The organism is Streptomyces sp. NBC_00576 (assembly GCF_036345175.1).
Taxonomy (GTDB): domain Bacteria; phylum Actinomycetota; class Actinomycetes; order Streptomycetales; family Streptomycetaceae; genus Streptomyces.
Window position 1 is genome coordinate 4532945 of record NZ_CP107780.1, and the last position, 21212, is coordinate 4554156.

At 69.9% G+C, this 21212-nt stretch carries 18 protein-coding genes; 6 read left to right on the top strand and 12 right to left on the bottom strand.

Annotated elements, in window-relative coordinates; genetic code table 11:
• Positions 1–3: 3 nt before the first annotated feature.
• Positions 4–270 (top strand): HAD-IA family hydrolase, encoded by a 267-nt coding sequence (locus tag OG734_RS19240; protein WP_330288750.1) that lies wholly within the window; start codon positions 4–6, stop codon positions 268–270.
• A 184-nt stretch (positions 271–454) separates the two neighbouring features.
• Positions 455–1048, top strand: a complete 594-nt coding sequence (locus tag OG734_RS19245) for a TetR/AcrR family transcriptional regulator (protein ID WP_330288751.1) — start codon at positions 455–457, stop codon at positions 1046–1048.
• 54 nt (positions 1049–1102) lie between these two features.
• Here OG734_RS19245 and OG734_RS19250 read toward each other — a convergent pair whose 3' ends face one another.
• Positions 1103–3625 (bottom strand): family 78 glycoside hydrolase catalytic domain, encoded by a 2523-nt coding sequence (locus OG734_RS19250; RefSeq protein ID WP_330288752.1) that lies wholly within the window; start codon positions 3623–3625, stop codon positions 1103–1105.
• A 43-nt stretch (positions 3626–3668) separates the two neighbouring features.
• The gene (locus tag OG734_RS19255) at positions 3669–4997 is read right to left on the bottom strand and encodes an MFS transporter (protein WP_330288753.1); all 1329 of its coding nucleotides are present in this window, start codon (positions 4995–4997) and stop codon (positions 3669–3671) included.
• 657 nt (positions 4998–5654) lie between these two features.
• On the opposite strand from OG734_RS19255, the gene OG734_RS19260 reads away from it, so the two are divergent.
• The 3 genes from OG734_RS19260 (at position 5655) to OG734_RS19270 (ending at position 10432) form a co-directional block, all read left to right on the top strand.
• Positions 5655–6602, top strand: coding sequence for an alpha/beta hydrolase (locus OG734_RS19260; protein ID WP_330288754.1), 948 nt, complete (start codon positions 5655–5657; stop codon positions 6600–6602).
• A gap of 241 nt (positions 6603–6843) precedes the next feature.
• Positions 6844–7038 (top strand): zinc-binding dehydrogenase, encoded by a 195-nt coding sequence (locus OG734_RS19265; protein WP_330288755.1) that lies wholly within the window; start codon positions 6844–6846, stop codon positions 7036–7038.
• 304 nt (positions 7039–7342) lie between these two features.
• The gene (locus tag OG734_RS19270) at positions 7343–10432 is read left to right on the top strand and encodes a S8 family serine peptidase (protein WP_330288756.1); all 3090 of its coding nucleotides are present in this window, start codon (positions 7343–7345) and stop codon (positions 10430–10432) included.
• Between the two features lie 408 nt (positions 10433–10840).
• Here the strand turns inward: OG734_RS19270 and OG734_RS19275 are convergent, their stop codons facing one another.
• Both OG734_RS19275 and OG734_RS19280 read right to left on the bottom strand, forming a co-directional pair.
• A complete protein-coding gene (locus OG734_RS19275) occupies positions 10841–11809 on the bottom strand; it encodes an alpha/beta hydrolase (protein WP_330288757.1) in 969 nt (322 codons plus the stop codon).
• 115 nt (positions 11810–11924) lie between these two features.
• The gene (locus OG734_RS19280; protein WP_330288758.1) at positions 11925–12755 is read right to left on the bottom strand and encodes an SDR family oxidoreductase; all 831 of its coding nucleotides are present in this window, start codon (positions 12753–12755) and stop codon (positions 11925–11927) included.
• A 70-nt stretch (positions 12756–12825) separates the two neighbouring features.
• Here OG734_RS19280 and OG734_RS19285 point away from each other — a divergent pair, with 70 nt between their 5' ends.
• A complete protein-coding gene (locus tag OG734_RS19285) occupies positions 12826–13437 on the top strand; it encodes a TetR/AcrR family transcriptional regulator (protein WP_330288759.1) in 612 nt (203 codons plus the stop codon).
• Between the two features lie 251 nt (positions 13438–13688).
• Here OG734_RS19285 and OG734_RS19290 read toward each other — a convergent pair whose 3' ends face one another.
• Genes OG734_RS19290 through OG734_RS19325 form a run of 8 tightly spaced genes read right to left on the bottom strand, consistent with a single transcriptional unit; the run spans position 13689 to position 21185 of the window.
• Positions 13689–14726, bottom strand: coding sequence for an aldo/keto reductase (locus tag OG734_RS19290; RefSeq protein WP_330288760.1), 1038 nt, complete (start codon positions 14724–14726; stop codon positions 13689–13691).
• The gene (locus OG734_RS19295) at positions 14723–15469 is read right to left on the bottom strand and encodes an HAD family hydrolase (RefSeq protein WP_330288761.1); all 747 of its coding nucleotides are present in this window, start codon (positions 15467–15469) and stop codon (positions 14723–14725) included. The genes OG734_RS19290 and OG734_RS19295 overlap by 4 nt, the downstream gene beginning before the upstream one ends.
• Positions 15470–15528: 59 nt before the next feature.
• Positions 15529–16764, bottom strand: coding sequence for a beta-ketoacyl-[acyl-carrier-protein] synthase family protein (locus OG734_RS19300; protein WP_330288762.1), 1236 nt, complete (start codon positions 16762–16764; stop codon positions 15529–15531).
• A complete protein-coding gene (locus OG734_RS19305) occupies positions 16764–17003 on the bottom strand; it encodes a phosphopantetheine-binding protein (protein WP_330288763.1) in 240 nt (79 codons plus the stop codon). The genes OG734_RS19300 and OG734_RS19305 overlap by 1 nt, the downstream gene beginning before the upstream one ends.
• A complete protein-coding gene (locus OG734_RS19310) occupies positions 17000–18061 on the bottom strand; it encodes a beta-ketoacyl-ACP synthase III (RefSeq protein WP_330288764.1) in 1062 nt (353 codons plus the stop codon). Before OG734_RS19310 ends, OG734_RS19305 begins: the two co-directional genes overlap by 4 nt.
• A complete protein-coding gene (locus OG734_RS19315; RefSeq protein WP_330288765.1) occupies positions 18058–19113 on the bottom strand; it encodes an AfsA-related hotdog domain-containing protein in 1056 nt (351 codons plus the stop codon). The genes OG734_RS19310 and OG734_RS19315 overlap by 4 nt, the downstream gene beginning before the upstream one ends.
• 6 nt (positions 19114–19119) lie before the next feature.
• Positions 19120–20334 carry a hypothetical protein gene (locus tag OG734_RS19320; protein ID WP_330288766.1) on the bottom strand — a complete coding sequence of 405 codons (1215 nt, stop codon included), beginning with the start codon at positions 20332–20334 and terminating at the stop codon, positions 19120–19122.
• Entirely contained in the window at positions 20331–21185 is an 855-nt protein-coding gene (locus OG734_RS19325; protein WP_330288767.1) for an HIT family protein, read from the bottom strand. The genes OG734_RS19320 and OG734_RS19325 overlap by 4 nt, the downstream gene beginning before the upstream one ends.
• Between the last annotated feature and the right edge of the window lie 27 nt (positions 21186–21212).

Consider the following 21212-nt stretch of genomic DNA (forward strand, 5'->3'; position numbering starts at 1 on the left):
ACCGTGGGCGACGTGAGTCACGGTAAACCGGCGCCCGACGGCTACCGCTCGGCGGCGGAGAAGCTGGGCTTCGCCGCAGCGCGGACTGTCGTCTTCGAGGACAGCACCGCGGGGGGGGCGAAAGCCGGAGCCGCGGCGGGCGCGACCGTCATCGGAGTCGGGCAGCGCGGCCTGGCCACCGACGCCACCATCGTCGTCCGCGACCTGCGCGGCCTGACATGGCGCGACGGCGTCCTCAGCCTCGCCGCCGCGGACCTGCTGCGGTTCTGACCCTGCCCTACGCATCCGCCGTGGGGCGCCGGACGGACTACCCCGTTCGCCGACGGACTGCGCGCCGCCGTCCTCACCGACGCCGCACCGGCCTCGGCGACGTCGTCCTCGTGGTCCGGTGTTCCGCCGGCACGACGTGAGCCCCGGTCATGGAGGAAGTGATCAGCCTCACTACTATGGACGAATGGGCAGCAACGGCCGCGTCCGCGGCTCAGGCGACGGACGCGAGCGCATTCTCGTGGCGGCACTGGAGGTGTTCTCCGCACGCGGCTTCCGTGCGGGAAGCCTCAATGACATCGCGGAGGCGGCAGGGCTGACGCGGGCCGGGCTGCTCCACTACTACCCGAGCAAGCAGGCCGTACTGCTGGCGCTTCTGGAGCACCGGGACGCCGAGCTGCAGGTCGCCGAGCCCGAGCTGGGGATGACGCTGCTCGAGGTCCTGGAGAACATGGACGCCTTCACCGCTCAGGCCGTCGGAAACCGGGCAATGGTCCAGCTTGCGCACATCCTCACCGCGGAGGCCTCGGGTGAGGAGCACCCGGCCAGGGAGTGGGTCGCCCGGCGGTACGCGACGCTGCGTGGCGCGCTGGCGGATGCCGTACGGCGCTCGGTGGACGCCGGTGAACTGCGTGCGGACGTGGACCCGGAGGCGTTCGCGGCGCTCGTCCTGGCCGTGGGCGAGGGGGCGGAGAACCAGTGGCTGGTGAGCCCGGACACGGTGGATCCGGTCACGGTGATTCGGCAGTTGCGCCTGCTGTGTGAGGCGGCCAGGCCCTGACGGATCGTCCGCCCGGCGAGCCGCCGGACGGACGATCTTCCTGAGTTCCTCGGATCAGATGAAGGGCACGCGCGTGTGCCCGGTTCCGTATGAGCGTTCCTGCCCACCGGGGAGCAGGAGGGTGAGCGGCACGGGGCTGTCGACCTCGACGCCCGACGAGTCGAAGGCCATGTGCAGCAGTCCGTCGCGTGTCGGCACCGCGCCCTCGGCGCGTTCCACGACACCGTAGGCGGGGGCGACACGGGCTCGTCCGAAACCGGGTTCGGCCGGCGTGACGCCCAGGACGTACGTCATGAGGTCGCGTGCCGGAGTGGAACTCCAGCCGTGGGCCGGGGTGCCCCACCCCCAGCACTCGCCGAACGTGTCGTAACCGTCGTGCAGAAAGCGGCTCCAGCGCCGCAGGGCGCCGACCAGTTCGGGGACCCGCCCGGTGAGGGCCGCGGCGTCGTGGACCAGGTAACTGAGAAAGGGCTGGGCCCGGACGACCTGTTCCTCGGAGTCCCAGTCGATGCGCCGCACGCCGCGCATCTCGTCGTGGATCTTCTCCGCGTCGTAGCCGCCCTCCCCACCGATCCAGGAACGGGTGACCAGCCGGCCGGGGTCCATGATCCGGTCGATGATCCGGTGGTGACGTGCTGCGGGGGCCAGCCCGGACGCGATGGCGGCGGCGCCGGCGATCTGGGAGGCCGGGGGCTGTTGGACACCGCTCAGCAGGTGATCGACGTAGGTGCCGCGACGCTCGTCCCAGAACATTTCGTACCCCTTGCGCGCCCTTTCCCAGTGCCGTCGGGCCCAGGAGGCCTCGCCGTCGTTGCGCAGCAGGGTGCTGATCTCGGCGTACTCGCGCAGGCCGCGCGCCCACAGCGCGGTGACGATGGAGCTCGTTCCCGTGGTGAACACGCTGGACCAGTCCACGAGGTTCCATTCCGGCAGATCGCTCAGCACCCCGTCGTTGGTCCGGAACGGCAGGTACCAGGCGAGGATCCGCCGGGCGGTGGGGGCGAGTTCGGCGAGGCGGTCGCGTTCGTGCTCACCGCCGTGGCGGTAGAGGTTGTGTACGCCGTGCAGCCAGTGCAGGGACCAGTCGGGGATGGTGGTGCCGCCGCCCTGTTCGATCTCCCCGACGACGCTCATCGGCAAGATGCCGTCCGGGCGGGGCGAGTTGGCCAGGTCGAGGTAGTGCCAGGCCGGGCGCCAGTCGGTGGACGTGGCGAGCTGCACCATCTGGTGGACCACGGCGTCGCCCACCCAGGCGCGCTGCTCCCGAGTGGGGCAGTCGACGAAGGCGTCGTGCGAGGTGAGGGCGACGGTGCGCACCCCGGCGGTGTACAGGGCGTCGAGTTCGGGGTCGCTGCTGCGGAAGTACGCCGCTCCGGCGCGCGGGTAGAGGTGTTCGCGGACGGCGATCGCGTCGATGTGGACCGGTCCGTCGGAGGTGACGAGGGCGTGCAGATAACGGAAGCCGTTCACCTCGCACGCCTCGAAGCTGTCGTCGTGGCCGCGGGCGATGTACCGGGCACCGGTGTTGGGGGCCGAGAAGGGGTCGTTCGCGCCGGGCGCGGGGGGCGTCTCGCGGTACATGAGGTCGACCTGCGTCCCGGAGGGAGCGGTCAGGTCGAGGCGCACGAAGCCGCAGACGATCCGGCCCATGTCGACGACCACGTGGTGGGCACGGCCGGTGCCGGGAGTGAGTGTGAGGGGAAGGGAGGTGGCCACGGGGTCCGGCAGGTCCGGCGTGGACAGATACGTCCGTACATGTCCGACCGGATGAGGGTCGTCGGGTACGGCGGCGGGCGGTGACACGGCGATGCGTACCGGGGTGACGGTGTCGCCGCCCAGCGGGCCGATCGGGCGGGGCCGCAGCGGCCCGTAGGGATCGGCGGGCGGTGTCGAGCGGGCGAGTGAGCCGAGATGGAGTGCGGGCACGATGCGTGCCTTCTGCCAGTCGGCGCCGGGCGCCCCCGACTTCCAGTCCGAGGGCAGCAGGCGGGCGTCGAGGCACTCGACGGGGATGCCGTCCATCCCCTCTGCCTCCGCGCTGTGCCAGGCACCGGGGGCCAGTACCCGCCAGGTGTCGTCCGTCACCAGCAGCCGGTCGCCGAGGTCGGCCTCGAGGACCAGGACGGCGTCCCTGCCGAGTGCGCCGTTGGCGGCGGCGGGTTGCCAGAAGGAGTTGGCCTTGCCGTAGTAGGTGACCAGGACGACCAGGGTGTTCTCGCCGGCGCGGGCGAGCGGTGCGAGGTCGAGGGTGTCGTATGCCAGGCGCCGGGGCTGCGATCGCACCGGACCTCGGCCCGCTTCCCGGCCGTTGAGGTGGACGACATAACGGGAGTCGGCGGTGATTCTGGCCGGGATGACCTCCGGCACGGCGTCGAGGGTGAACGTCGTACGGAACAGGTAGCGACCGAAGGGGCCACGGGTGTCTGGCGGCCCGAACCCCGCGGGTCCCGGCCCGTGGTCCGGGGTGTGGGGGCCGATCCAGTGTGCGCGCCAGGCCGTGTTCCGCGGGACTCCGGGGATGTGGGCCGGCGATCGATGGTCGGTTCCGGGGGGCTGGGCCGCCAGGTTGTCGATCACGAGAGAATTGCTCCGTTGGGTGCGTTGTACGAACGGAATACGGTCAGGCGGTGCCGGGCACGCCGACCGGGTCGGCGACGGGCGTGTCGTTCCCGGCGGGTTCCCGGTCCCACGGCGCGGTGCGCCGGGAGCGTTCGAGAGCGGGGACGGCGATCGCGCCGATCAGTCCGCTGACCACGAGGAAGACGACGAGCAGCGCGACGAGCAGTCGTGGGTTGCTGACAGCGATCGTCGGGGTGATGACGGCGAAGCCGGCGGCCAGGCCCCGGGTGATGCCATGGGTGATCCCCTGGGCCGTCCCGCGCAACAGGGTCGGGAAGAACTCCTGCGACCACACCCTGTAGATCCCCTCGCCGGCGAACGCTCCGCCGATGCCGAAGCCGGTGCCCAGCAGGAACAACGACACCGAGGTGAATCCCATGACCAGCGGTGCCGCACAGGCGACGATCTGGACCACCGAGCCAAAGACGAAGAACGCGCGGCGGGCCCGGGAGTCCGCGACCTTGAGGAAGACGAACGCGCTCACCAGCGTGAAGGGCACGGACACCAGCCCCAGCAGCGAGGCCTGACTGAGGGAGACGTGCGCGACGTTGACGTAGAGGAAGCCCAGAAAGGCACCGATGGTGTTCGCAGTGAAGCTCCAGAAGGCGCAGTACAGGGCGGTGACCAGCAGCGGCACCAGCAGCTTCGGGTGCAGCAGGGCACGCATCGAACGCTCGTCACCGAGCGCCTCCGCCTTTCCGGGCGCGCGTGCCGCCTGCCACTCGGTGGACTCGTGCAGCGAGCGGCGCAGGAACCAGGTGACGATCGCCACCACGAGGACGTGTGCGTAGAGGATCCGGGCACCGGTCACTCCGTACGGCGCGACGACTCCGGCCATCAGGGAGACCACCACGACGCCGCCCAACCACAGCAGCGAGGTGACACTCACCATGCGGCCCTTGAGGCCGTCGGGCGAGTTCTCGGCGATCAGGGCGAGTGACGTCGGCAGGTCGGCGCCCATGGCGAGGCCGGCGATGATCACTCCGACGTACAGCATGGGCGTGTTGACCGCGCTGAAGAGCACCGCGACGCCGACGGTGAACACCAGCAGATCGAGCGTGTAGACCCGCTTGCGACCGACGAGGTCGCCGAGTCGGCCGCCGATCGCGGCACCGATCGCGATGGTCACGGTCAGCAGTCCGGAGAGGATGCCGATCGTCAGCGGGGTGAGCCCGAAGGCGAACTGGAACAGGACGAGGGAGACCGCCGTCGAGACGATCGTGGCAGCGTCCAGATAGGAAGCGAGACCGCCGAGTACGGCGATCTTGTACGGGCCTGGGGAGCGGTCCGCTTTGGCGGGTGTGGCTGGAATCAGAGGCTGGTGCGGCATGGGAACACCTCTCGAAGCACCTTTGCTACGGGGATACCGGGCGGTGAACGGCATGTTTCCGCCATCGGGTGGGCACAGTAGAGCACAAGCTCCCAACTAGTTGGTAGGTATCGAGGCGAAGTAATTTCGTGACCTCCATCGGCACCGACTCGCCCACGTGGCCGTTGGGCGATCAAGGCAAGATCGCTGTCATGCCGATGAATCGGAGGTTGACTTCGGCACTTACATGAGAATCAGCGGCTTCCTGGCGGGCCGACGTGCTTGGCGAATGAGCTGCCGGTCTTGCGGGTGGGAGCGTCGAGAAGGCAGGCGGCGTCGCGCGAAAACCACTTCGGAGGCACCCGGGAGGGGCAGACCGCCGTGTCGCCGACGGAAGCGGCCGACCCGGAGGCGAGCTGCCTCGTCGCCGCGTTGGCCGGTACACAACCCTGTCGGCATCATGGCCCGGTTCAACTCGACCGAGTAGGTACGGCTGCCTTCGGTCGGCACGACACCAGGCTCGACGGTCAGACCGGCCCGCCGTTGATTTCGCCGTGGCCGAAACGGCAGAGGCTCGGTAAGGCCGGTCACCGATTGACAGGATTCCTGATTGTTGTTCTCATCAATCAAGGTGCGCTCCCGGTGGCGGTCGAGCGCTCGGACCGAACGGAGACTCCCGTGCCCCTTCTCGCCCGTCCGGCGGTAGCCGCCTTCGCGGCCAAGGCCATGCAACGTGTCGTAGCGTTGGCGAACAGCCGTGCAAGCGGGCGGGGTTCACAGGCCTCGTGGTTCGCCCGTCTGCCCGAGTACACGTGCACCAAGCGTGAGCTGACCATCCCGACCGAGGTCGGCCCCGCTCGCGCCGTGCTGTACCTGCCCGCCGACACCGAGGGCACCCCTCCCCCGCCGGTCCACGTCAACTTCCACGGCGGCGGCTACGTCATGCCGCAGATCGAGCTGGACGACGCGCTGTGCCGGTGCATAGTCGTCGAGGCAGGTGTGGCCGTGCTCAACGTGGACTACGTGGTCGCCCCGCAGCACCAGTTCCCCGCGCCGCCCCGGCAGGCGTTCGAGGTCGTCCGGTGGGTCGCCGAGCACGGGGGCGAACACGGGTGGGACGGCGAGCGGCTCTCCGTGGGCGGCCAGAGCGCGGGCGGCGCCCTCGCGACGGCGGTGGCCCGCCAGGCGCTGGAGGAGGGCGGCCCGTCGATCGCCCTCCAGGTCCTGCACTATGCGCCGCTCGACCTCGTCACCGCCGGCCGCGACAAGCGGGCCGCGATCCCCAAGCCGGCACTGCGCCCGTGGATGGCGGACGTCTTCGACAGCGCGTACGTCCCGGATCCGAAGCAGCGGGGCGACCGTCTGGTCTCGCCCGCGCATCCCTCGGACACCGCCGACCTCAAGGGCATCGCGCCGGCCTTCGTCGTCACCGCCGAGTACGACCTCCTCAAGGCCGAGGGCGTGGCCTACGCCGACCGGCTCCGCAGGGCCGGATCGCTGGTCGGCCATCACGACGTCACCGGCGCCGACCACGGTTACGACGCCCAGGACGAGGCCAGGGCGCGCGAGGTGTACCCGTTGATCGCGGAGCAGGTGCGGCGGGCGTTCGGGGAGGAGACCTCGTAGCCAGACGCTGGGTAGCCGCAGGAGGGGCAACATTTTTGTCAATGATCTTGGCGGCAGTTGAGCCGCGTCCGGTCCGCAGCGTGTCCCCTCAGCCGACCGGCGGTGTGCCGTGCGTGTGGAACGACTCGATGGTCTTCAGACCCCACGCCTGGCCCTTGGCGCGCTCCGCCTGGGTCCAGGTAAGCCCGCGGTCCTGTGTTTCTGGGACGCCGATCCCGGCCGCGGCATCACCGTGTATCCCATGAACGTCCGCACACGCGTCACCGACACGGCGGCCATCACCCAGCTGCGCGAACAGGTCGAGTCAGGTGAACTCACCCTCCGAGTCGCGGCAACCCTGCCTGTGCACCAGGCAGCCGAGGCTCATCGGCAGCTCGAGAAGGGCGGCCTGCGGGGGCGGCTCGTCCTCGAGTTCCCGCCCGCAGCAGCCACCTGAGAATCACCGCGAGTGTCGTCGCTCGGCAACGGGTGGAAAGCCCACCGAAAAGGGCTTCCCACCCGTCGGCCCGGAGGTGTTTCCGGTGATGACGACACAAGTTCCGCCAGTCACTCCGCAGCCGAGCCCTGCAGCGTTTCTCTGTGCAGCTACCGTGAATGTGGGTGAATTTTAAACTTTCAAGATTTCTCGCGGTGTCAACTTCTGCGACAGTCGGGATCAGGGGGTTAAGTCACGCCAAGTCGACCAACTGGGACCATAGTTGATGCACCGTCATAGACATCCGAGAGGCGTCGCCGCGCTCTTGGCTCCTCTCCTCGCAGGATCCCTCACACTGGCCGGTACGGCGTCCGCACACGCCGCCGCCGACTCACCCGACTCCAGCCAGACGAACCGCAGTTACAGCGCGGGCACCTACGTCGTGCAACTCTCCGATGAACCGGTCGCCACGTACGAGGGCGGACTGCCCCGCCTGAAGCAGACCGCTCCCGAATCGGGGAAGCGGTTCGATGCCGACTCCGGCGCCGTCAAGAATTACCTGCGACACCTGGACACCCGCCGTGACGACGTGCTGGACGCTGTCCCGGGCGTCAAGAAGTTGTACGACTACGACTACGCGCTCAACGGGTTTGCCGCCCGCCTCACCGGCAGGCAGGCCACGAGGCTGGCCAACACTCCCGGCGTGGTGTCGGTGACCCCCAGCAAGGGCCACCGAATCACGCCCCCGGCCGACCGCATGGCCCCGGCCGACTCCGCACCCACCGCCCCGACAGCGACCACGATCACGAAGTCGATCACGCCGGCGACTGCCGCCGAGGGATCGGTCACAGCACCGCCACCCGACATACCCCGCTTTCTTGGCCTGTCCGGGAAGAAGGGCCTGTGGTCGAAGGCCGGCGGCCCGGAGCACGCGGGCGAAGGCATGATCATCGGGATGATCGACACCGGATTCGACCCCGAGAACCCGATGCTCGCCCCGCTTCCGGAACCGCGCCCGGACGCGGAGGTCATCGCCAAGAAGTGGCACGGCCGCTGCGTCGAGGGCGACGACAGTGCCCCCGAGGCCATGATCACCTGCAACAACAAGGTGATCGGCGCGGACTGGTTCCACGCGGGCGCACCCGGGCCCAGCGGCGCCGAGGTTCCTTCGCCCCTGGACACGGACAGCCACGGCACCCACACCGCCACCACCGCCGCCGGAAACTACGACACCCCGGCGTCGATCCCCGGCACCAACGTCAGCGGCACACTCAGCGGCGTCGCACCGGCGGCCCGGCTCGCCGTCTACAAGGCCTGCTGGGACAGGTACTGCCAGGACGTGGACACCGCGGCGGCGATCGACCGGGCGGTGGCGGACGGCGTCGACGTCATCAGCTTCTCCATCGGCAACACGCTGAGCGATCCGACCTCCATGGCCATGTTCAACGCGGCCAAGGCAGGAGTCTTCGTCTCCGCGGCAGCCAGCAACTCGGGTCCGAACACGGTGGAGAACACTGCCCCCTGGGTCACGACGGTGGCGGCCACGACCCATGACACGAAGTACGACTACGCGCTGGTCCTGGGTGACGGAAGCCGGTTCCCCAACAGCGGCTTCAGTACGGGAGTTCCCTCGGCCCCGCTGATCAACGCCGTCGACGCTCGCAAAGAGTCGGCGGACGCCACCGAGGCCGCGATGTGCTTCACAGGCACGCTGGACCCGGCCAAGGCGAAGGGGAAGATCGTCGCCTGCGACCGCGGCGTCAACCTTATCGTCGACAAGGCCGACGAGGTGCGGGACGCCGGAGGTGTGGCGGTCATCGTCTCCAACACGCCGTCCAGCTCCCAGAGTTCCCTCTGGGGCGACTTCTCCGTCCCCATGTTCCCGCTGGGCCAGGAGGACGGCGCGAAGGTCAGGGCATACGCCGCGACGGAGGGCGCCGCCGCCGAACTCACCCCCTCGCAGCGCGTCCGCACACAGGCTCCCGCCGTCTCCGAGTTCTCCTCCGGCGGTCCCGACCCCTTCAGTAACGGCGACCTGCTCAAACCCGACCTCTCCGCACCGGGCAGCATGATCGCCGCGGGCACCGTGCCAGGAGGCGCCGCCGGATTCGCGGGCAGTTTCGGCTTCATGGACGGCACGTCGATGGCGACCCCGCACATCTCGGGCCTCGCGGCGCTGCTGAAGTCCCTGCACCCCGGCTGGTCGCCGATGGAGGTCAAGTCGGCCCTGATGACGACGGCCTCGGCAACCGACAACGAGGGCAAGCCCATCGGCCGGCAGCGTCCCACAGGCCAGCAGGGTGCGGACTCGGCGACCCCGCTCGATTACGGCGCCGGCCAGGTCCGGCCGGCCCTCGCCGCCGACCCCGGCCTGGTCTACGACTCCACTTCCGCCGACTGGACGTCATACCTGTGCTCCATCGGCCAGGAGCCGACCGCGGACGACGGCACCGACGCCTGCGCCACCGCCCCGAGGACCGACCCGAGCGACCTGAACTACGCGTCGATCGCGGTCGGCGACCTGGCCGGCCACCAGACACTTACCCGTACCGTCACCAACGTGGCCACGGCGACCGCCACCTACCAGGCGACCCTCCAGACCCCACCCGGCTACACGGCGCAGGTCACCCCGAAGCGGCTGACCCTGAGGCCGGGCGAGTCGGCAACCTACAAGGTGAAGCTCACCCGCACCGACGCCGCCTACGGCGACTGGTCGGACGGCTCCCTCACCTGGAGCGACGCCCACAGCCACCACCGGGTCACCAGCCCGATCGCCCTGCGCGCTACCCTGCTCGCCGCACCGGACGAGGTCTCCGTCGACGGCCGGAACCCCACCACGCTCACCACCCGGGTGGGCTGGACAGGCGACCTGACCGCGAAGGCGGACATCTACACCCCGGAGAAAACTACCGGAACCCTCACCGGCACCGACACCACCGACTTCGCGGCCGACCCGCACACGTCGGACGCGGTGGCGAAGACACAGATCCACGTCCCACAGGACGCCCCGTTCACCCGGGTAGCGACCACGGAGGCCGACCACATGCCCGGCAGCGACCTCGACCTGTACGCGTTCGACGCCGACGGCACACTCTTCAGTGCCTCGACCAAGGCGGGGTCGGACGAACACGCCGACCTGCCGCCCGGCGACTACGACGTGTACGTCGTCCAGTCCCAACTCCCGGAGGGCTCGACGAGCCAGCAGTTCACCCTGTGGACCTGGAAGGTGGGCCAGAACACCCCGGCCGTCCGCGCCGTGGTCACCCCCGCCACCCAGCAGGTCGTTGCCGGTGACCTGCGCGACCTGACGGTCACCTGGCCCGGGACCGTACCGGGTGAGCGCGATCTCGGGGTCGTCGAGTACGGCGACGGCTCCAGCACCGTGGGTCGCACGACCCTGACCTTCACGCAGTAACCGACTCCCGACGGAACTCCGCCCGCCGCCACGTACCAACAGGGCGGCGACGCGGACTACCCGACTAACTCGGCCGTCGGGCGGTCAGAACCGCCCGCCCGACGGCGCCGCAATACACAAGTCAGCTCTCTGGTCGAAGAAGGCATGGATACCGGCCTACAACGCCGATGACATCGAGCGGCCCGGTGCCCGGGTCGCGGAGATCACCGGCTCGCCCGCCCTGACCCTTTCTGGCCGAAGGACATGTGGCGGATCGTCCGCGAGGAGCGAAACGCGTTCATCGCCGTTACGGACGGGCGGGAGGTCCGAGCGCCCTGTCCTGGACGCGGCACCGGGCGTCCGGGGCGGCGCGGTCAGGCACCCGGCAAGCTCTCTCATCCGTTCATGGCGCGGTGAGCTCCGCGTTCCTCACTCCCCGAGAAGACGGCCCAGCCACCGCAGTCGTGCCGCCTGGGTCGCCTGGGACACCTCGGCGTGCGGTGCCATCATGTCGTAGCCGTGGAAACCGCCGGGCCACACGTGGAGTTCGGCGACCCCACCCGCCTGCCAGATCCTTGAGGCGTATGCAACGGTCTCATCCCGGAAGGTCTCCGCGGAGCTGATATCCAGGAAGGCCGGAGGCAGCCCGGACAGGTCTTCGGCCCGGGCCGGAGCGGCGTAGGCGGGCACGTTCGGGCCGCCGCACCGGTCGCCGAGCAGCGCGGTCCAGCCCATCTCGTTGGAGGCGTGGTCCCACACGCCCAGGCCCGCCATCTGGTGGCTGGACACCGTGTCATTGCGGTCGTCCAGCATCGGGCACATCAGCAGCTGGCCGATCGGCTGCGGACCCTTGCGGTCCCGGGCCAGCAGGGCCAGCGCCGCGGTCAGGCCGCCGCCCGCACTGGCTCCCGCGATGACGATCCGCTCAGCGTCGCCGCCGATCTCCTGCGCGTGCTCCGCCGTCCACACCAGACCGGCGTAGACGTCCTCGATCGCAGCCGGGTACGGGTTCTCGGGCGCCAGGCGGTACTCCACGGACACCACCACCGCGTCCAGCTCCCGCGCCCAGCCGAGCACCATGTCGACCCCGGTCCGGTTGTCGCCGAGGACCATTCCGCCGCCGTGGACGTGGTAGAAGACCGGGCGGGCACCGGCGGATGCGGCCGGGCGGGCGATCAGCAGCGAGATGTCGGGCGCGCCCTCGGGGCCCGGCACGATTCGGTCCTCCACCTCGAAGAACCCGTCGTGGTCCAGTGCCTCCGGATCTGGCCTGGCCGCTGCGATGCCCTGGCGTATCGCGGGCACCATGTCGATCGTGAAGGTCGAAGGAAGCGTCTCGGCGACAACCTCCAGAACGGCGGCGAGTTCGGGGTCGAACGGGGGCGGAACCAGGCTCATGGTTTCTCCTCATACATACGGGCACTTGCGGGCCGGCTGACAGTTGGTGGTCGTTCGGGGAGGCGGCGGACGAGGGCCGGGGTGCGGGAGGGGCGCTGTGCCCCGGTCCTCCGGGTCAGGCGACCGGTGTGAGGCGACCGGCGCGGATGGCGGCCACGACACCGCCGTCCACGAGCAGGTCGTTGCCGGTGATGAAGGTGGCGTTGGGGCCGAGGAGGAAGGCGGCGGCCTCGGCGATGTCGTCGGGAGTGCCCAGTCGGCCGGTTCCCGACGCGGCGATCATGGCGCGCATGATCTGGCCGCTTTCGCCGTCGAGTTCCTGCTGTCCCATGGGGGTGGCGATCACGCCGGGGCTGATGGAGTTGATCCGGGCTCCCCGCTCGCCCCAGGATGCGCTGGCGGCCTGGACACGCAGCCGGTTGCCGTACTTGGCCAGCGGATAGGCACTCTGTCCCACGACTTCCGGATCGGTGAAGGGCAGGTCCAGCAGATCGTCGGCGGGTGTGTGGGCGAGGGCCTGTTCCTGCTCCGCGGTCAGGGGGACGGGCAGCATGTGACCGGCCATGCTGGAGATCACCAGGCCTGCTCCGCCGGGCGCGACGACCCGCCCGAACTCCTCCAGGACCAGCGCCGTACCGAGCAGGTCCACCTTCAGGACAGCGGCGGCGGGGGCCTGAACAGGAGAGAGGCCCGCGGTGTGCACGACCTGGACCACGGGGCCGAGCTGTGCCGCCGCGTCCGCGAGAGCGGCGACCGAAGAGCGTGAGGAGACGTCCACCGTCTGCGTGACGATGTCGTGTCCCTGCCCGCGCAGGAGATCCGCGACGGAAGCGAGAGTCTCCTCGTTGAAGTCGGCGAGCAGCAGCTTGTTGCCGCTGCCCTGGCGCCGGGCGATGGCCTGTCCCATGCCGCCCACACCGATGACGACGACCACGTTTACACCCACGGACACCTCCTATATAGCGTTACGATACGTTTCGTAATTGGGGAGTGTACCTCTCGTAGGATGGGCGGCTATGGATGAGGTGCGGCGGCCTGGGCGGCCCCGGGACGCGGCCAGGGACAAGGCCATCCTCGACGCGGCGCGGGAGGTTCTCCTGCGCGACGGCTACGCCGGTCTGTCGATGGAGAAGGTCGCCGCCGCAGCCGGCGTCGGCAAACCCACGCTCTACCGCCGCTGGTCCTCCAAAGCGGCCCTCGTCGGCGATGCCGTCCTGCAAAGCTTCCTCACCACCGCGCCCGGCATCCGGCTGCCCGGCCGGCCAAACACCGACGGCGCCGCCCAGCAGCTGACCGCCTGGTTCCGTGCCTACGCCACATCGGTCGGCGACCCGCGCCATGCAGCCATGATCCTGGCGTTGACCGCTGCCGCCGCCGAGAGCCCGCACGACGCCGAAAGCCTGTACCAGCACCACACCCGCGCGCAGCACGAGGCCGTCGTGAGCTGCCTGCGCACGGGAGTGACGAGCGGCGAATTCCGCGCCGACGTCGAGGTGGAAGCGGTCGCCGACGCCCTCATCGGCTCCGTCCTCTACCAGCTCCTCACCCGCACAAGCAGCGCCTCACTCCACCGAACCGAACACCTGCTCGTTATCCTGCTGGCCGGACTGCGCAACCCTGATCACTGACTGCAGAGTCATGTCGTCATGGTGGGGCAGGACGAACCCCGGTGCCGGTTCGGGGAAGTCGCGTTCACATCCCTCCGTGGAGTGCCGCACAGGCCCTACTGACTCGGTAGTACGCGGCGGCCGTGAACGACGCTCGCCGCGCAGACCAGCACCTCCTCCGCGGAGTAGCCGGCGGACTGTCCGCCGACCACTCCGCGGAGTCGGCGGACAGTGCACCCAGCTGCGCCATCAGGCGCTGGGCACGTACTCGTTCATGCCGGGCAACCGCTGCGGTCAGACTCTGACTGCGGGGTGAAGTTCAGCCCGATGAGACGGGAGCCGGAGACCTGCGCCGCCATGGGCTCCAGGGCCGCGAGTTCATCGGCTCCGAGGACGAGGGTCGCGGCAGCGGTGTTCTCCTCCACCCGCGCGGGGCTGCGCGTCCCGGGGATAGGCACAACCGGCAATCCGTGGACGGCGGACCGGTGGTGGAGCCAGGCCAGGGCGACCTGAGCCGCTGTTGCCCCGCCGGCTGCGGCGATCCGGTGGAGTGGCGCCAGGATCGCGGTGTTGCGCTGGGCGTTCTCCCCGGTGAAGCGGGGCATCGTCCGGCGGTAGTCGTTGGCGGAGAGTTGGTCCGCGCTGGTGAATCCTCCGGCGAGGAATCCCCGCCCCAAGGGTGAGTAGGCCATGAGGGCCACTCCCAACTCGGCGGCCACCGGAACGACATCGGCCTCGACCTCCCGGGAGAACAGCGACCACTCCGACTGCACGGCGGCGATCGGATGGACCCGGTTGGCCCGGAGCAGTTCCTCGCCCGTCACCTCGGACAGGCCCAGTAGGCGGACCTTGCCCTCGTCGACCAGTTTGGCCATCTCGGCGACGGTGTCCTCGACGGGCGTCCGGGGGTCGAGACGGTGGGCGATGCAGAGGTCGATGGTGTCGGTGCCGAGCCTCCGCAGGCTGCCCTCGACCGCGGTGCGGAGGTATCCGGGAGAGTTGTCGATCCCCCGGTAGTGCGGATCGTCCGCCCTCCGCACCAGGCCGAACTTGGTGGAGACCAGCACCCGGTCGCGGTGAGCCCGCACAAACGGGGCCAGCAGTCTCTCGTTCTGCCCATGGCCGTAGTTGTCGGCGGTGTCGTAAAGGGTGACGCCGAGTTCCAGCGCCCGTTCCAGGGTCTTCAGGCACTCCTTCCGGTCGCTGGGGCCGTAGAACTCGCTCATACCCATGCAGCCGAGTCCCTGGGCCCCCACCGGCGGGCCGTCGACACCCAGCCGGGTGGTGGGAAGCGTGTCCGGCACGTTCATCCGGCCACCCGCCCCGCGCCGTCGGCCGCACGGTGGGAGCCCGGCTCCGCCCAGAGGGTGCCGGCGGCGAGCTCCTCGTCCACCTTCCTGAGGAGCTCGGCATCGATCTTCCGGATGTCGTCGACCATGTACCGCACGCCGGTGGCCTCCATCTCCGCGCGCTGGAAGTTGTGGGGCAAGGAGGCCGGTACACCGATGAATCCGGCTCCCAGGCGTTGGGTGACCTCGGCTACGCGGTTGATGTCGTCGACGAAGACGACCTCGTCGAACTCGTAGCCGAAGATGTCCCGGACGATCTCCTTGGTACCGGGCCGGAAGTCGTTGACGTCGACGTAGGGGATCTCGCTGTCGAAGTACTCGGCGAGGTGGCCGAGATGGGTGTCGAAGGTGTACTCGCGGTTGCGTCCTCCGTAGCAGACGACGCGGACACCGGCCTCCCGCAAAGTGGCGAGGAGTTCTTCGGCGCCTGGGATCACCTGGACCGGGTTCTCCCTGAGATATTCCTCGCGCTCCTTGAAGAACGCCCCGATGGTCTCCTTGGCCGACCACGGGAGCTTGCAGGCAAGGGCCATGTTCTGGCCGGCCGCCAGCTGGGGCGAGCCCCAGACGCCGCGTTCGACGGCCGCGGTGTACTCGCCGCCGTGCCGGGTGACGAACCGTTCGATGACGGGGCTGTACGTGTCGTTGAGCAGTACGCCGTCACTGTCGAGCGCGACGAGGCGGATCTTCTGAAGGGGGTTCATCAATACCTCCGGGTGATGGTTATCCAGATGGGAAGGGGGTTGTTCCAGGCGGGTGCTGATCAGGCGGTCGTGAGCACCAGTGCCGCGTTGTGGCCGCCGAAGCCGAGCGAGGTGCTCACGGCGACGTCCACCAGGGCGCTGCGGGGAGATCCGCTCACCACGTCGAGCTCCAGCTCGGGATCGAGCCGGGTCAGGTTGGCTGTCGGCGGAACACTGTTGTGTTCGATCGCGAGCGCGGTGTACGCGGCCTCGATGGCGCCGGCCGCGCCGAGCGTGTGCCCGATGACGCCCTTGGCCGAGGTCACCAAGGGCCGGGCGCCCAGCACCCGCTGGAGTGCCCGCCCTTCGGTGACGTCGTTCAGCGGAGTCCCGGTGCCGTGCGCGTTGACGTGATCCACATCAGCGGCGCCGAGCTGCGCGTCGGCCAGCGCGGCCCTGAGCGCCCGTTCGATGCCTTGACCTTGCGGATCGGGCGCTGTGGCGTGGTAGGCGTCGGTGGAACTGCCGTACCCCCGCACGACGGCCCGGACGCGCGCGCCGCGCGCCCGGGCGTCCGCCATCCGTTCCAGGACCAGGACGCCCGCGCCCTCGGCGGCCACAAATCCGTCACGGTCGGTGTCAAAGGGGCGGGACGCCCTCTCCGGCTCCCGCCCGCGCCCGGACAGCGCGCCCATCCTGCCGAGCCCGGCCATGACCAGCGGGGTCAGCGCGGACTCGGTCCCTCCGGCCAGCACCACATCGCAGGCCCCGGAGCGCAGAAGTTCCCGTGCTGTGCCCACCGCGGTGGCCCCCGAGGCGCAGGCGGTCGCCGTGACCAGACTCGGTCCTCGGGCACCGAGGTCGATCGCGACCTGTGCGGCGGCCATGTTCACCATGAATCTGGGGATCAGGAGCGGGGAGACATTGCGCGGTCCCTTCTCCAGCAGGTTGCCGTGCTGCTGCTCCAGGGATTGCATCCCGCCGAGCGAGTTGCCGAGCACGACGCCGACCCGGGCACCGTCCCAGGTGGCGGGATCCCAGCCGGCCTCCTCGACGGCCTGCCGGGAGGAGGCAATCGCCAGTTGCACGAACCGGTCCAGCTGCCAGGCGGAGAATCCCCCGAGCAGGGCGGCCGGATCGAATCCGGGCACCCGGCAGCTGAAGTCGACCGGGGAACCGCGCAGTTCCTCGTCGGTGGCTGCACAAGAGACCCCCGACAACAGGCGGTCCCAGTTCTCCTTGACTCCGATACCGGCGGGGGTGACCAACCCGAGCCCGGTGATTGCCGCTTCGAACGGGCGCGCAGGGCCCGTCATCAGAGCACGGCCTTCTTCGCCGCCACCAGTTCAGCTGCTTCGGCGATGGTCATGTGGTCGCGCAGTTCGCCGTCCGCCACCCTGATGTCCAGTTCGTTCTCCAGAACGAGCGCCAGCTCCACGAGAACCAGGGAGTCGAACCTGATGTCCGCGAACGTCGCATCGGAGTGAATCAGTTGGCGGTCCACCTTGAAGTGATCTGACAACACATCGGTAATTACCTTCTGGAACTGGTTCATTTTCGCGCTCCTGACTGGTCAGCTGATGGTGCGGGGAGGATTCGAATTCCGGGGTGCACGATGTGCGGCCAGACGAGGGCCACCGACCCCCATGCGAGTCCGCCGCCGAAACCGGCCAGAACCACGCGGTGTCCTGGCCTGAGCTCGCCGGAGAGGACACCGTCGGAAAGCGCCAGCGGAATCGAGGCGGCGACCGTGTTGCCGACCCTGTCGATGTTGGACAGGAAACGCTCGGCGGGCAGCGCAAGCCGGTGAGCGGTCGCCGTGACGATCCGGGCATTGGCCTGGTGCAAAACGAACCGGTCGATCTCATCCAGCGGCCACCCGGCCCGCGCCGCGGTCTCCCGCGCCGAAGCGGACATCCGGTGCACCGCCTCGGCGAAGACGGCCCGCCCCCGCATCGTGAGAAAGGTGTCCTCCGGCTTGACCGGCAGGCCGGTGGAGCGCTGCCGTGAGCCGCCCGCCGGAATCTCGACGAGGTCGCTGCGGCTGCCGTCGCTGCCGAGGCTCAGGCCCAGCAGCGCCCCCGGCTGATCGAGGGATCCCGCCCGCAGTACGACCGCCCCTGCCCCGTCGCCGAAGACGGCTCTGGTCGTACGGTCCGCCGGGTCGAGAATCGTGGAGAAGGTGTCGGCGCCTATGACCAGCACGCTCTCGGCGACTCCTGTCGCGATCAGCCCCGCCCCGGCTGCGAGGGCGTAGACGAAGCCGGCGCACACGGCCGCCACGTCGAAGGCCGGCACCGTGCCCAGTCCGAGTCGGCTCGCCACCTCGGGCGCGGTCGCCGGACTCAGCCGGTCCGGTGTGCTGGTCGCAAGGACCAACGCACCGACGCCCACCAGGCCGGCAGACTCCAGCGCCCGCCTCCCCGCCTCGACGGCGAGGTCGCCGGTGGCCTCGCCCGGGGCGATCACATGACGCTGCCGGATGCCGGTACGTGTTCGGATCCACTCGTCGTCGGTGCCCAGGAGGGCGGCGAGTTCATCGTTGGTCACCACCGTGCGCGGCACCCAGCCGCCCAGGCCGGCGACGACCGCCGCACGGTCCGTGCCGCTCATCCGAGGCACCCCGGGCTCGTGGGCCGCGCACGGAAGCTGGTGGCCATGACGACCTTCGTGCGGGCGATCTCCGCCCCTCGCTGGTGGAAAGTCACCTCGACGGCTCGGTGGCGCTCACGGCCGTCCGACGCCACGTCCCGGTCTCCGCCGTCCGACGGTCGCGCCGCCGTGAGAACGACGGGCTCGTCAAGCTCGGCGAATGCGAGAAACGACGACTCCACCGCGACAATGCCGCCGAGGCGCGGCGCGATGCCGTCCCACTCCTCCAGCGCCAGCACCGCCATCTGACAGGCCGCCTCCGTCAGCACCATCCCGGGGACGTGGTCCTGCGGGTGGTCGAAGTAGCTGGGGTTGTCCGTGGCGAGGCGCAGGGTCGCGGTGAGGGTGCCCCGAGCGACACCGACGTCGCGCAGCAGGGCATCCATCGCTCTGGTCCGCCCCACCCTGGCCGGATCGACCGGCTGTCCCGCCCCGGCCGTCGGCTGCTCGTCCGACATCGCCGGAGGGTGCCCGCGCCTGCGCGACCTGACGGACGCGTAGGCGTCTTTGGCCAGGTAGCCGACGTCCATCCGGACCTGCCCGACCTGGGTGTCGGCCAGCCACAGCCGGAATTCGTAGACCATGCCGTGCGCTCTGGCCGCGGCAGGGCCGCGGCGCTCGGCAACCGCCGTCATGAACAGTTGATTCGAGCCGGACGGCACGGCGGCGAAGGCCTCCGGAGAGACTTCGAGGGACCAGTTCCGCAGGATGAAACCGGCGCCCGTCTCCACACCGAAGAAGGCGTGCGCGGCAAAGGTCTCGGCCTGTCGGCAGCATTCCAGCAGGAGCATCGGATCAGGGCCCCCGGCCGCATGAGTGCGTCCGGTGTAGTACGGATGCGACGGGGGCAGCACGGCGGCTGCCACGAAGCTCTGCGCATCCACCTGCAGCACGTCGGTCAGGAAGACCTCGGTGAGGTGGCGGCGGTGGATCATCTCCCGGGCCACGGTGTGGGAGAAGTTCAGCTGCGCGGCGGACTCCGGAAGGGCGGTGGCGCGCGTCGGGATGGGCATTCCTTGTCACCTCTCCATGTCTGTCGGAGCCCCGCGGTCCGGGAGTGACCCCATGACGACGCGGAGCAGCTCGCCCGCGGGCAGGGCGGGATCGCGGCCCAGCAGGGTGGTGGCCAGCAGGTACGGATCCGCGTAGCGCCGCCGCCCCGCCCTCGCGGCCAGAAACCGTCCGGCGGTGCGGTGCTCGGAGCCGTCGGGGGGCAGGGGGCCGCCGGACTCGTCGAGCAGCCGGACGGCGCGGCGCATCCATCGCCGAAGATGCCCGAGCGAGAAGGACGAGCGAGCTGTCCTGCCCAGACCGGCCACCAGGTACAGGCGCAGGCCGAGCTGGAACGCCTCGGGTCCGAACTCGTCGACCAGCGCACCGGCGAACGCCCCCAGGGTGTGGCCCTGCCAGCCACCGAACCTGGTCGACCGGACGACTCCGTCGATCGGGACCCGGGGGACCTCGAACCGTACGACAGTGGCGCCGAGAGCGGTGAACACATGGGCCAGCGTCTGGTAGTCGGTGCGCAGGTCGACGTCATGGGCCAGTACCACCAGGTCGTGGCTGTCCAGGAGCGGCACCAACTGGCGGAGCAGGTAGAGCAGGTAGTTGGCCTGCCCGTCCGGGCTGGTGACGGCCCGCAGCGGCAGCCCCGCAGCGGTGGCGTCCAGATAGGCGGGCGCTCGCAGCCCCCGGGCGTCGATGCACAGGTTCCGGCTGACGAGGAGATCCAGGACGGCGGCCTCGGAGGCCGGCTCCGGGCCGGTGCGGCCCAGTCCGGGATCGGCCATACCGAGCAGCCGGTAGTGGCCCTCCCAGATGTCGAGGAGACGTGCCGTCACCGGGTGGGTCCAGCCTGCCTCGGCACGTCGGACCACCGGTAACAGGTCGGCCTCCGGTGCGGGCCCGGCTCGGTTGTAGGCGGTGTACAGCTCGCCTATCTCTTCCTCGCTCAGGGCTTCGTGTGCCGCGCCGGGGTGGCAGCGGTCGAGGTACTCCCAGAATCCGGCCACCTGCCGGCTCCCGGCGAAGGCGGTGTGGTGATACACGAAGGTCACATCGGCGAACGTGGCCGTGGCCCGGTGGAGCATGTCGAGGGAGAGCAGGTACTTCAGGTGAGTCGGCGTCAGCGGTTTGGTGGGGCTGACAGGCACCGGTGCGAGCAGGATGCGGGCTCTGGGCTGCTGTGCTGTGGCGCGTGCCAGGGTGTCGGCCGCGTGCACACCCGCCGTCATCGCTGCTCCACCGCGCCGTCGAGCGCTGTCCTGAGACGGCGGATCACGTCCTCGGCCTCGGCCGGGGTGCAGTATCCGGGATCGGCGACAAAGCCCCGCCCGCTCTGCTTCCCCTCGGTGCGGGGCACCAGCCACGTATGGAAGTGCCCGGTGCCCTCCATGCAGGAGAAGACATGAATACGGGGGGCTCCGGTGGCCTCCTTCAGGGGATCGGTGAGCCGCTGGACCAGCGGACCGAAGGTGGCGGCCTCGTGGGCGTCGAAACCGGCGTGGTCCAGGAAGTGCCGGCGGGACTCGATCAGCAGGGTCCCGGCCGGCCAGTACGGAGTGGGGCCGTGTCCGACCCGCCAGGTTCCGTCATCGATGACGTGCCCGCCGGGCGGTTTGGCGAAGCCCGCCCAGGGCGGCACCGGCTCGCCCGCGTACTTGCGGCAGATCAGACAGTCCTGCTGGAGGGGGCTGCGCCCGCTCAGCAGTCGGCTGAACGGATCGCGGACGCGTGCCAGCGGTTCCAATTGCGCGTGCAGTGCGTACCAGGCGTCGATTGCGGCGGCCTCCGCCGCCGGGTCCGCCGGGTGGAAGGCGCCCACCACATCGACGTCCTGAGCAGGCGGCAGGTCCTGCGCGTGCTCGCCACGGCTCCTCGCATATCTCGCGACGGCCTCCTCGAGCAGCGGGACCTCGGTCGCGAGGAGCGAACTGAGTTCGGCGGTCAGACCGCCTCCGCCGTCCGCAGCGGCTGGGCGGTCCTCCGCGACGACCGCCGTCCTGAGCGATTCCGAAAGACTCCGCAGCCTTGAGGAGAGCGCCAGGCGGGCCAGATCGTCATCGGTGAAGTCGGGAATGTCCATGGTTTCCTCGCCGTCCAATCGCTGTTG